General features: G+C 41.7%; 7 protein-coding genes. 6 read left to right on the top strand and 1 reads right to left on the bottom strand.

Annotation, left to right across the window (positions count from 1 at the left end; translation table 11 throughout):
- Positions 1-420 precede the first annotated feature (420 nt).
- The 5 genes from ACRD69_RS24840 to xylE all read left to right on the top strand — a co-directional run bounded on the left by ACRD69_RS24840 (position 421) and on the right by xylE (position 8,525).
- The gene (locus tag ACRD69_RS24840; protein WP_430817836.1) at positions 421-1,410 is read left to right on the top strand and encodes a GntR family transcriptional regulator; all 990 of its coding nucleotides are present in this window, start codon (positions 421-423) and stop codon (positions 1,408-1,410) included.
- A gap of 65 nt (positions 1,411-1,475) precedes the next feature.
- A complete protein-coding gene (locus tag ACRD69_RS24835; protein ID WP_430817835.1) occupies positions 1,476-2,948 on the top strand; it encodes a xylulokinase in 1,473 nt (490 codons plus the stop codon).
- A gap of 132 nt (positions 2,949-3,080) precedes the next feature.
- Complete coding sequence (locus ACRD69_RS24830) at positions 3,081-5,306, top strand: glycoside hydrolase family 3 C-terminal domain-containing protein (RefSeq protein ID WP_430817834.1); 2,226 nt, start codon at positions 3,081-3,083, stop codon at positions 5,304-5,306.
- A gap of 108 nt (positions 5,307-5,414) precedes the next feature.
- Complete coding sequence (gene xylA / locus ACRD69_RS24825) at positions 5,415-6,731, top strand: xylose isomerase (RefSeq protein WP_430817833.1); 1,317 nt, start codon at positions 5,415-5,417, stop codon at positions 6,729-6,731.
- 402 nt (positions 6,732-7,133) lie between these two features.
- Positions 7,134-8,525: a D-xylose transporter XylE gene (gene xylE, locus ACRD69_RS24820; protein WP_430817832.1), complete on the top strand. Its 1,392-nt coding sequence runs from the start codon at positions 7,134-7,136 to the stop codon at positions 8,523-8,525.
- A 192-nt stretch (positions 8,526-8,717) separates the two neighbouring features.
- Here the strand turns inward: xylE and ACRD69_RS24815 are convergent, their stop codons facing one another.
- Entirely contained in the window at positions 8,718-10,967 is a 2,250-nt protein-coding gene (locus ACRD69_RS24815) for a sensor histidine kinase (RefSeq protein ID WP_430817831.1), read from the bottom strand.
- 201 nt (positions 10,968-11,168) lie between these two features.
- Between ACRD69_RS24815 and ACRD69_RS24810 the strand changes: the two genes are divergently transcribed.
- Positions 11,169-12,590, top strand: coding sequence for a sensor histidine kinase (locus tag ACRD69_RS24810; protein WP_430817830.1), 1,422 nt, complete (start codon positions 11,169-11,171; stop codon positions 12,588-12,590).
- The last annotated feature ends 327 nt before the right edge of the window (positions 12,591-12,917 follow it).

Here is a 12,917-nt window from a genome sequence, read left to right as displayed (position 1 = left end):
CGTTGCATAAGCCTCTTGTTTATTAATTAGACACTTGTTACTTTATCTAATTTACGACACAATAGAGGCTTATGTGTTTCTTATTACAAACATACAGCCTTTTTGTAAGGAGGAGAGCTGATTTACAGCTTGCAAAACACTATATATGTGAATGTTTGAATCTTTTCGAACACTAAAACGCTTTGCCCCGGGCTAGAATGTGGCAGGCCTCCCGCCTGCTATTTTCATCTTGGTAATCCTATTCCGCAGGAATAATCCGTGTACCCCGATAATCAATGGGGTGTGCCATCTGTGGCTTAAATATATGGAAGCTGCAAATCAAACCAATAATACAGAGAAAAACAAATTTCCAGGACAATAATCCAGAATAAAACCTATATTTGCACCTACCAGAACAGAACACTTTTAAAAACTGGTATGATGATCAAATTTACAATCAATTCCCAAAGCGAGATTCCGAAATTTCAACAGCTGGTTGATACAGTTGTTAATGCATTGGCGGAAAACAAACTGCATGAAGGCGATCAGCTCCCTTCTGTTAATGTCATATGCCAAACCTATAAACTATCGCGTGACACGGTATTTAAAGCCTATGGTATCCTTAAGGAACAGGGCGTTATAGAGTCGGTACCCAACAAAGGATACTTTGTCGCTAAAGAGGGCCGTAAAGTATTCTTATTCCTGGATACGTTCAAGGCCTACAAAGAGGTTCTATATGGGGAGTTCGTCAAGAACCTGAACAAAGACACCATTGCAGATGTCCACTTCCATCATTATAATATTGAGCTGTTCAAGAAGCTGATAAACGATAGCCGTGGCCGATACAGCAAATACATTATTATGCCTTTTGACCATGAAGATGTGGAGGAAATTGTCAGCACCCTCCCTCCTGAAAAGACTTTAATAATAGATTGGAATACAAATATTAAGAACATAAAAAACAAACTCTACCAGGACTTCGACACACCTGTTGTAAATGCCCTGCAAGAGGCAGATCACCTGCTCAGAAAGTATAAGCGACTGATAATGGTCTACCCTACCTTTACCTATCATCCGCTTATTACAGCCGACTGCTTTGAACGATACTGCAAAGAAAATGACTACCAACACATGAGGCTGACTAATGAAGAAGAACTGAGTGTGCGCGCCGGTGATATGTACTTTAGTGTCAGCGACCGTATGCTGGGTCATATATTGGAACAGTGCAAAGAACGAAAACTGGAGCCAGGTATAGATGTTGGCATACTGTCGTATAACGAAACACCCATGAAAAAATTTATCTACAAAGGTATATCCGTTATTTCCACTGATTTTAAATTAATGGGACAAAAGGCTGCAGCCTTCGCTTCCAGCGATTTGGAAATGAACTTTTGCGTCCCTACAAAAATATTTTTTAGAGAATCATTATAGTAGTGATTCTTTTTTTTATAGATTTGCACCATACCAGTACAGAACAGTACGCAAAGATAGTAAATATGTATTCATTAGGATTCGACATAGGAAGTTCATCAGTCAAAGTTGCTTTGCTTGATGTAACGACAGGAAAGGCTGTTAACTCAGCTTTTTATCCCAAAGAAGAAATGGCCATTCTAAGTCCCCAGGCCGAATGGGCGGAGCAAAACCCTTCAGACTGGTGGAATAACCTTAAGCTGGCATTAAAAGATGTATTGGCAGCTTCTGATATTGACAAATCAACTATCAAATCGATCGGCATCTCCTACCAGATGCATGGACTTGTCACTGTTGATAAAAACGGAGAGGTATTGCGCCCTGCCATCATCTGGTGCGACAGTCGTGCTATCGAATACGGGAACAGGGCCTTTGAAGAAATTGGTGAAGAGCATTGCTTATCGCACATGTTGAATTCACCGGGTAATTTTACTGCTTCAAAATTAAAGTGGATCAAAGAAAATGAGCCGGAAACCTTTGCCAGAATTCATAAAATCATGCTGCCGGGCGATTATATCGCCTATAAACTAAGCGGCGACATAGTAACAACAAAAGGAGGTTTATCTGAAGGTATTTTCTGGGATTTCAAAACCCAAACCGTTTCTAAAGAATTACTGAACAATTATGGTTTTAGCGAAGGTGTGATTCCTACCATCAAAGAAACATTTGAAATACAGGGTTTATTAAGTTCCGAAACAGCGAAAGAGCTGGACTTAAATCCAGGCATAGCCATTTCATACCGGGCTGGCGACCAACCTAATAACGCACTTAGTTTAAACGTATTGAACCCTGGAGAGGTGGCAGCTACTGCCGGCACCTCGGGTGTGGTATACGGTGTCAGCGACCAATTAAAATATGACCCGGCATCACGCATTAACACCTTTGCGCATGTTAACCACACGAATATTGACAACCGCCTGGGTGTAATGCTTTGCATTAACGGCACTGGCATACTGAATTCATGGTTACGCAAAAATGTAGCAGCCGACCTTGATTATGTACAAATGAATCATGAAGCCGAAGCAGTTAAACCTGGCAGCGACGGCCTCTTGATGCTTCCATTTGGTAATGGTGCCGAGCGGGTATTGAAGAATGAAAACCCGGGAGCAACTGTTAAAAACCTCAACTTTAACCTTCATAGACGCGGCCACCTGTTACGTGCTGCGCAAGAAGGCATTGCCTTTAGTTTTAAATACGGCATGGAAGTGATGGAACAAACCGGGATTGAAACGAATGTTATCCGTGCCGGTAAAGCCAATATGTTCCTTAGCCCTGTCTTCCGCCAGACACTGTCAGACATATCAGGCTCAACCATTGAACTTTACGAGACAGATGGAGCACTGGGAGCTGCAAGAGGTGCCGCATACGGGGCCGGCCTCTACAACTCTATTGAAGAGGCATTTTCATCATTAGAAAAGGTTGAAGTTATCAGCCCGATACCTGAAAATATTGATGCACTGGAAGTGGCGTATGAGAATTGGAAGAGAGAACTGATATAAGACCCGGATGGCTATTGGGGTAAGGGTGATATGAACACCCCTTAAACTGGTCAACTAATTATAAAAGAGCATTCAAACCCATTGTAACAACACAAATAAAGTAAGTATAACTAATTAATACACAAATCAATTATGAAAAATGCAATTATCAGCTGTATTAGTATCGCTTTGTTTCTGTTTGGATGCAACAACCCAAAACAAGGTACTACCAACAACAAACAACAAATGCCCGACTCACTGGCAGGTACTTTCCTCGATCATCGTATCGATATAGAGGAAAGGCTTGAAATGGTGATCGAACAATTAACCCTTGAAGAGAAATGTGCTCAACTGTTGCACGATGCGCCAGGTATTGACCGTTTGGGCATCAAACCCTATAATTGGTGGAATGAGGCCTTGCATGGCGTTGCCAGAATGGGACGTGCAACTGTTTTCCCACAACCCATCGCCATGGCATCGACCTTTGATCCGGAACTTATTGAAGAGCTTGCATCAGCTATCTCCGATGAAGGAAGAGCTAAGTTTAACATTGCACAAAAAAACGGAAACTACCTGCAGTATGCCGGTTTAACTTACTGGTCGCCCAATGTGAATATTTTTCGTGATCCAAGGTGGGGGCGCGGCATGGAAACATGGGGTGAAGATCCGTTTTTAAGCGGTACACTGGGTGGTGCCTTTGTTAAAGGTATACAGGGCTACGATCCTACTTACCTGAAAGCGGCAGCATGTGCCAAGCACTATGCCGTACATAACGGACCTGAAGGTTTACGTCATAGTTTCAATGCGTATTCATCACCCAAAGATCTGTACGAAACCTATCTGCCGGCCTTTAAAATGCTGGTTACCAAATACGGTGTTGAATCGGTTATGTGCGCTTATAACCGCACCCTGGATGTACCGTGTTGTGGTAGCACACTGTTACTAACCGATATATTGCGCAATAACTGGGGCTTCAAGGGGCATGTCATGTCTGATTGTGGTGCCTTAGCTAACTTTCATGGCTTGCATGAGTACACCAACAATGCCAGAGAATCATCAGCTGAAGCTATTAAACACGATGTCAGTCTTAATTGTGGCTCCACCTACCAAAATCTTGCGGAGACCGTCAAAGCTGGCCTGATAAGCGAAGCTGATATCGACAGAAACCTACGCCTGCTTTGGCGTACACGCTTTAAACTTGGTCTATTCGATCCATATGGAGACAATCCATATAATCAGCTTGGACCTGAAGTGGTGAATAGTGAACAAAACATACAGTTAGCCCGCAAAGCTGCACAAAAATCAATTGTCCTTCTTAAGAACAACGGCGTTTTACCCTTACAAAAAGATATCAAACATTTGTTTGCCATCGGACCACTGGCGGCCGACGTAGATGTGATGCTGGGCAATTACAATGGTATTTCAAACAATGTGGTTTCAGTTATTGAAGGCGTGGCAGGCGCAGTTAGTTTAGGTACCCGTTTTGAGTATCGCCACGGCTTTTTACTAACCGAAGAAAATAAAAATCCCATTGGCTGGGCCATTAGCGAAGCTCGTGGAGCTGATGCCTGCATTGCTGTAGTGGGTATTAACACCCTGCTTGAAGGCGAGGAAGGTGAAGCCATAGGTTCAGCGCATAAAAGCGATCGCCCCGATCTGAAACTGCCGGGTAAACAACTGGAGTACCTGAAGCAGATTCGCAAAGATCAGGATAAACCTTTGATCGTGGTGGTAATGGGTGGCAGCCCTATTGCTCTGGAAGAAGTACACGATATTGCCGATGCGGTTATTATGGCATGGTATCCCGGCGAACAGGGAGGAAATGCTATTGCTGATATTCTGTTTGGCGATGCAAGTCCTACGGGTAAATTACCGGTCACCTTCCCCAGGTCTGTTGAACAATTGCCAGACTATGAAGATTACACCATGTATGGGCGTACTTACAAATACATGGAAGAAGAACCGTTATATCCATTTGGATACGGCCTTAACTATGCCGACCTAAGTTATTCAAATGCACAGACTCAAAAAACATCTTTTCAATTTGGGGAGCTAATAACAATTACGGCAGACATCACCAACAACAGTGCTTTTAATGCTGAAGAAACAGTACAACTCTATGTATCAGCACAGGATGCTTCATTTCCTGTGCCGATGTATGACTTAAAAGGTTTCAGACGTGAAACTATCAAAGCCAAAGGCAGCACTAAGTTAAGTTTTACCATCGACACCTCTGAATTGTATAATATTGATGAAAAAGGTGAAGAGCAGTACGTCAAAGGATCTTACCGCTTTTATATAGGCAGTACATTACCATCAGAAAGAGCCATCCGTTTAGGAGCTCCGCAACCGGTAATGGTAGAAATTGAAATGAAATAATTAATCAAAAAATAGTAACCAGGTTGAGAGACATCAGAATCCGGATAGCATTATCAGATTTACTTAACACAAACAAGGATTCAGTCTCCAACGTAAAATTGACAAATCATGGCAACAGGTAACGAATATTTTCCTGGCATTGGAAAAATTGCCTACGAAGGCAGAGATTCAAAAAATCCATTAGCTTTTAAGTGGTACAACCCTGAGCAGGTTATTGCCGGCAAAACAATGAAAGAACACATGCGTTTTGCCATTGCCTACTGGCACACTTTCTGTGGCGACGGTGGTGACCCTTTTGGTCCGGGAACACAAATTTTCCCATGGAACAAAGGAGCTGATGCAATGGATAAAGCAAAATATAAGATGGATGCAGCTTTTGAATTCTTCACTAAGATTGGTGCTCCATTCTATTGCTTTCACGATACAGATGTGGTTGGCGACGGTACAGCTTTTGAAATTGAAGAGCGTTTAGCAAAGATTATTCCTATTGCACAGCAATACCAAAAAGAAACCGGTGTTAACCTGCTATGGGGTACAGCTAATGTTTTCTCCAACGCACGCTATATGAATGGTGCATCAACCAATCCTGATTTTACAGCTTTGGCACATGCTGCAACCCAGGTTAAGAATGCGATTGATACGACCATTGCTTTAGGTGGACAGAACTATGTATTCTGGGGTGGTCGCGAAGGCTATATGTCATTGCTTAACACCGACATGAAAGCTGAAAAAGAGCACATGGCACAATTCCTGACTATGGCGCGTGATTACGCACGTAAGAATGGTTTCAAAGGTAACTTCCTGATTGAGCCAAAGCCAATGGAACCTTCCAAGCACCAGTATGATGTGGATGCTGAAACTGTAATTGGTTTCTTACGTCACCATGGTCTTGATAAAGACTTTAAATTAAACATTGAGGTGAACCATGCTACTTTGGCTCAGCATACTTTTGAGCACGAGTTACAGTGTGCTGCCGATGCAGGCATGTTAGGTTCTATCGACGCCAACAAAGGAGACTACCAGAACGGATGGGATACGGATGAATTCCCAACAAGTATTCCTGAAACAGTGCAGGCCATGATGGTGATTCTTCAGGCCGGTGGTTTACAAGGTGGTGGTGTTAACTTTGATGCTAAGACTCGTCGTAACTCAACTGACCTTGAAGATATCTTCATTGCTCATGTCTCAGGTATGGATACATTTGCACGTGCACTTGTGATTGCTGATGACATCTTAAGCAATAGCGATTACCTGCAGCAAAAAGCGGCACGCTATGCTTCATTTGAAAGTGGTAAGGGCGCTGAGTTTGCTGCCGGTAAATTAACACTTGAAGACCTTCGTAAAATTGCTAAAGAAGCAGGTGAGCCGGAAATGATCAGCGGTAAGCAAGAGCGCTACGAGCAGTTGATTAACATGTATATTTAAACAACAGACATAGCGAACAGGCAGTAGTATTTTTTGGTGGCATAAGAATCAGGACATAAGATAGAAGTGAGTTGTGAGATATGAGTTGTGAGACATTGGTACTATGCACTTTTAAAAGACATAAGTCGTTTCATATGACCTGGAAATGCAATGTAAACCTTGATAAAATGCGATCTAAAATCAAAAAATTATCTCTTGCCTGTTAACTAATAACTTTTAATAATCCCGAAAGGTGTCCAACGAACTCAAGCCATAACTGCTATTTCCATACTATAACAGTTTGGTAGCATCTGAAAAATTTAAACGCACATGTAGTTCAGTCTTCAAACACGCATCTTTCGGGACAATTATCAATCCGGCCTCTGGCGATCAGCTTGCAGTGGCCGGCTAAAATCCGGGATTATGGAAAAACAACAAAATTTAGGCTATATCATGCTATTAACACTGGTTGCAACCTTGGGCGGGTTGCTTTTTGGGTATGATACAGCTGTTATATCAGGGGCTGAAAAATCCATCCAGGCCTTTCTGATCGACGGGCTCAACCTGAGCTCTTTTGCACATGGAGCTACTGTTTCCAGTGCGCTTATCGGCTGTATAATAGGCGGTGCCATTTCGGGCTTATTAGCTTCTCGCTTGGGCCGAAAGAAATCACTTATTGTAGCGGCCATCCTGTTCTTTATATCAGCCCTTGGTTCTGGAAAACCGGAAATCTTCTTTTTTGAACCGGGCAAGGCCACCATGGGCTTATTGTACATGTTTAACTTCTATCGTATTATCGGTGGTATTGGTGTTGGCCTGGCATCAGCCATCAGTCCGATGTACATCAGTGAAATTGCTCCGGCACACATTCGTGGCCGCCTGATCTCTTTCAACCAGTTTGCCATTATCTTTGGTATGTTGGTGGTTTATTTCGTAAACTGGTCCATTGCCAAAGGACAGAGCATTGAGTGGATCAACGAGACCGGATGGCGCTATATGTTCCTGTCAGAGGCTATTCCTGCGGGCTTATTCGGCATACTCTTGCTATTTGTACCTGAAACGCCCCGCTACCTGGCTATGCAGGGACAGAATGAGAAAGCCCTGTCTATCCTTGAACGCATTAACGGCCTGGATACTGCCAAAAGTATTCTTAATGACATTAAGGCAACTGTTCAAAAAACAGTTAGCTCATCAAGTATTTTTGCCTATGGTAAAAAAGTTATTATCATCGGGATCCTGCTTTCAGTTTTCCAACAGTTTGTAGGTATCAATGTTGCCCTGTATTATGCACCACGTATTTTTGAAAGCATGGGAGCCGCCAAAGATGCTTCGATGCTTCAGACCATTGTAATGGGCCTTGTCAACGTTGTTTTTACCGTTGTTGCCATTGCCACGGTTGATAAATGGGGCCGTAAACCACTTTTAATCACCGGTTCGATTGGTATGGCCATCGGCATGATCGCTATTGGTATGTTATCATTCTTCGAAGTAATCGGCATCAGCACCCTGGTATTTATCATTGTATATACCGCCTCCTTTATGATGAGCTGGGGACCGATCTGCTGGGTGTTGATCGGTGAAATTTTCCCGAATAAAATACGCGGTAAAGCCATTGCCATTGCCGTAGCCGCACAATGGGCTGCCAACTATTTCATATCGTCTACCTACCCTGCCATGATGGAGTTTAGCGGCGGGATGACTTATATGTTCTATGGGGTAATGAGCATACTTTCAGCCATTTTTGTCTGGAAAATGATACCGGAAACCAAGGGTAAATCATTGGAAGAAATGGAAGAAGTGATTGAGAAATTATAGATTGATTGGGTTTTTATTAATTACAAAGCCGGTATTGTATTGATGCAATACCGGCTTTTTTTATTGTTTATCTGGCGAATTACTTATTGCCCTTCTCTCCCCCGATAGCCATCCCTTATCGCTTTGTCGAACTGTCGAATCGTTGAATTGTCGAATCGTCTAATGACCTAACAATTTATTGACCCAACAATCTTACCCGTCCAACGAAGGTAAACTCACTTTAAAGCAGCTTCCTTCGCCGGGCTCGCTGGTCACTGAAATAGATCCATTATTCAACTGAATGAATTCCTTACACAAGATTAGTCCCAATCCTGTTCCCTGCTCATTATCAGTACCGGCTGTTGAATAGCACTCTTCTATCTTAAATAAGGTATCCAATCGGTTTTTATCCATTCCAATTCCTGAATCACACACTTCCAGCTCAACTGATCCATTCACTGAGCGGTAGCTAATTTGTATGTCCCCTTTCCTTAGAGTGTACTTAATGGCATTATTAACCAGGTTACGAATAATCGTACTAAACATGTTTTCATCCACCATAACGAACACATCATCATTACCGGAACAGCTAATGACGATGTCTTTCTCATGAGCCTTACCGCCATACAATTGTATCACATCACCAACAGCCCCTTTAACATTTACAACTTTAGGAGCCATATCAGTGCGGTTTATTTGTACCCTCGACCATTCCAGCAGGTTCTCAAGTAATTCAAAATTACTGGTTGCCGATTCATACATTAAATTGGCCATCTCCCTGGCTTCATCAACTTCACCATTCTTCAGGTTCTCTTTCAATAAACCACCAATTCCCAGTAGCGCATTAAATGGTGATTTCAGATCATGAGCAATAATTGAAAAGAACTTGTTTTTAGTAGCATTCAGCTCATGCAACTCTTCATTCTGTATTTCAAGCTGCTCCTTGGCATCCTTTAATTCCTGCTCTGCCTGCTTAAGTTGGGTAATATCATGGCTTAAAATAATAATGTCTTTAACTTCCCCTTTACTGTTAAAAGAAGGGGTAAAATTGACATTGATATATCTGCGCCCATGCTCCAAATCAAAAGTATTGATGTACGAGGTGGGTTTTCCTTTGCGTACTTCATTGATATACTTCATCGCGAAATCAGCATTTCGCTGTCCAATAACATCAGCATAATAGGCTCCTATTATTTCACTCCTCTCTTTGTTATAAGCATCAACAAAGCGCTGATTAACGAATTTATAATGAATCGTTTCAGCGTCAGCAACACCGATAAAAGCAGGTATACTATCCGCCATATTCTGCAGTAGTTCTTTACTCTCCCTTACCTCCTTCTCCAGCTCAATCTGCTCGGTAACATCCCTGATAATAGAATACATCACCTGCTCGCCTTTCCAGGTAAACGGTCCGGCAGCAATTCTAACGATCAATTCTGTTCCGTCTTTCTTTTTATGATGCCTAACCGGAATAATGACATCCCCTTTCTTAACAGATTCCTTAATGGCATGCTCACTCTTTTCTACTTCAGCGCTAATATCCTTAACCGTCAAATTCAATAATTCATCCCTGCTATAACCATATAATCGACAAAAGGCCTCGTTGGCATCAATAAACTTCAGGGTATCAGCTGAGAAAATAGTGATGGCCTCAATGGAATTCGAGAAAAGCAGGCGGTAGCGCTCCTCATTCTCTTTCAGCTCTTTGGCTACTTTGACCTGTTGGCTTATATCGGTAACAAAATTAACGGTCGCAACACGCCCCTTATACTTAAAACGGGCAGCATTCACTTCGGCTGTTATAAAGCTTCCATCCTTTTTCCGGATTTGTACCTGATATATAGGAATCTTATTTCCGCTAAGCCGTTTTTGGTGATTCTCAACAACAGTAAGTTTATCATCCTTGTGCAGGAAGGTGTGAAAAGGAACACTATAGAGTTCCTCCAGGGAGTATCCCAACATAGCCGACAAAGCCCTGTTGGCAAAAACAATATAATTATCCTGGATCAGTAAGATACCCTCACTGGCGTTCTCAACAACAGTTCTGTACTTAAACTCAGCATCCGACCCGTCCAGGTTTCTATCGGCTAACAATGGGGCCTCGTTCTTCCCCCTGTTCCTAAGCATCTTATTGATCCGGATCTCAAGTTCATCTTTACAAACAGGCAGTTTGATCAATTCAATAAGGTTTTGATCAAAATAGCTTCGTAGTTCATCATTGACATTTAAACTGGCTGCATAACAAATGATGCCAGCTGGAGCGTATAATGCATTTCCCTTTACCGATCGAATAAAATCTCCGCTTATCAATTCAGCATCAGCTATAACTATATCTGGCTTTAACGATAACAGGTCTTCCTTTACCGAAGTCGATTCAATTAACTGATGTCCTTTCAGAACTTCTTTGATCACAGCAACAAGACCTGAATTATCTCCTATGTGTAAAAATCTGCGTTTTTCCATCGTTGGGTTATAATGAGTATGTATAATCTCATTGCTTGCAATGGAATACACTCAAATAGTTTGATCATTATTACAAAGAAAGCAATAATATCATTAGCAGGATACGTTACTTAAATTTTACAATTTTATAACTTCTAGCACACACAAGCCTTATGTTCAAATATTTCATTATCTTTCTGGCACTGAATGCAAAACCAAACCATGAAACGAATCAGAAAAACCTGGGATTTAGTGTCTCACCTTGGGGTAGCAGACCTGAATTCTTTATCAAGCAGGACTTACATACTGAGTAATCAGTTAAATATCACATTGCTTGGTATTATGATTCTGCTATCTGTTACCATGGCTGTTTTAAGACAGGTTAATAACACTGTTATTACCATAGCCAGTTATCGTTTATTGTGGATGATGGGTATAACGCTTATTCACATTATACTATCCTATTACAGGCAGGTGAAATTGAGTAAAGCCATGCTTATTTTCTCACCTCCCCTGGTCTTTATAGTCATTCCCACCCTGCTGGGCTTTGTTGAGAATGATAGTTACTTTAATTATAGCGAAATGATCATTGCGCTATCGTTAATTCCACAATTGCTGGTCAGGCCCAGTGAGCAAAAGGGTTTATATATCACTTCCATGTTGTACTACCTGGTCTTACTGATCATTCACGATGATCTGATCTTAGGTCACGAATCCAACGAACTGACAGTGAAAAACATTTATATTGACATTAAGCTTTATACCGAAATAACCGCCATCGCAATCTTTATATTTATCAACTGCTCCATTTACTACCTGAAATGGCTTAACACAAAATTCGAAAGGAAACTGATTGATAACAACAAAGATCTTGATCAACATATTGAAGAGTTAAAAGCAACCAACAAACACCTGAGGGCCACACAGCAGCAATTAATCCATTCAGAAAAAATGGCGACCCTGGGAATCCTTACAGCTGGAGTGGCTCATGAAATAAACACCCCGCTCAATTTTATAGCAACCAGTTCGGTATTGCTTGGTAACGCCATTGAAGACCTGCAAGAGGGACTTGATAATAAACAGGTTGAAGAAACTTTGCACCAGGCCAATGACATTCTTAATAAGGGCGTTGAGCAGGCCGCATTTATCGTGTCATCATTAATGACATTTTCGTATGATGGTACAAGCGAAAAAACCATGTGTGATATCCAGGCTATTATCAAATCAACGTTATTGTTTACTAAAGCTAAAACACCGCTTGACCTTACAATTGATTATCGCGACGAAATAGACGAACCAATATATGCGTATCCTGAAAAGATTCACCAGGTCATACTCAACATTATCGACAACGCCATTAATGCCTCCCTCGATACGCCAATAAAATTGATTAAGATACGCAGTTACACTCAGCATGGTAACAATGGTAACTTTGCCTGCATCTCTGTCTATAATAACGGAAGCAAGATCACTAAAGAGGTAGGCTCTAAAATATTTGACCCTTTCTTCACCACCCAAAGCACCAACAACGGAACCGGCCTGGGATTATCAACCGCCTTTAATTTGGTTAAGGATCATAATGGCGAATTAAATTATATCAACCACAAAAACGGCGTTGAATTTATTGTTAAGCTGCCCTTGTGAACTGTCTAGCCTGAATTCCATCGTAGTCGAACCGCCTATCCCGGATAGTTATCGGGAGTTGAACTGATGATTTGATGTTCCTCTCGCAGTCACCACCAGGGTGCGCATTACCAAGCTGTCAATAACTGGCTGTAGGTCTGCCATAGCATTGCCCGATTGTGTATAAATGATATGTGATGAGTTTATTGGTCGAACTGATTAACTGTCGAACTGATTAATTGATTTACAGCTCCTATATATTTAAACCACAGATATACTCTAATAAATTACAATTTTTTAAGCCACTTTTTCATTGGAGCTGTTCATATTTCTTTCTCTAGGATCAAG

This window comes from Carboxylicivirga agarovorans, assembly GCF_050589845.1.
Taxonomy (GTDB): Bacteria; Bacteroidota; Bacteroidia; order Bacteroidales; family Marinilabiliaceae; genus Carboxylicivirga; species Carboxylicivirga agarovorans.
The sequence above is the reverse complement of the archived record's forward strand: the minus strand, read 5'-3'. Positions and strand labels throughout refer to the sequence as shown.

Bases quoted from the DNA above. Each gene is read 5' to 3' on its own strand.
- ACRD69_RS24840 (WP_430817836.1), top strand. From the start codon at position 421: ATGATCAAATTTACAATCAATTCCCAAAGCGAGATTCCGAAATTTCAA.
- ACRD69_RS24835 (WP_430817835.1), top strand. From the start codon at position 1,476: ATGTATTCATTAGGATTCGACATAGGAAGTTCATCAGTCAAAGTTGCT.
- ACRD69_RS24830 (WP_430817834.1), top strand. From the start codon at position 3,081: ATGAAAAATGCAATTATCAGCTGTATTAGTATCGCTTTGTTTCTGTTT.
- xylA (WP_430817833.1), top strand. From the start codon at position 5,415: ATGGCAACAGGTAACGAATATTTTCCTGGCATTGGAAAAATTGCCTAC.
- xylE (WP_430817832.1), top strand. From the start codon at position 7,134: ATGGAAAAACAACAAAATTTAGGCTATATCATGCTATTAACACTGGTT.
- ACRD69_RS24815 (WP_430817831.1), bottom strand. From the start codon at position 10,967: ATGGAAAAACGCAGATTTTTACACATAGGAGATAATTCAGGTCTTGTT.
- ACRD69_RS24810 (WP_430817830.1), top strand. From the start codon at position 11,169: ATGAAACGAATCAGAAAAACCTGGGATTTAGTGTCTCACCTTGGGGTA.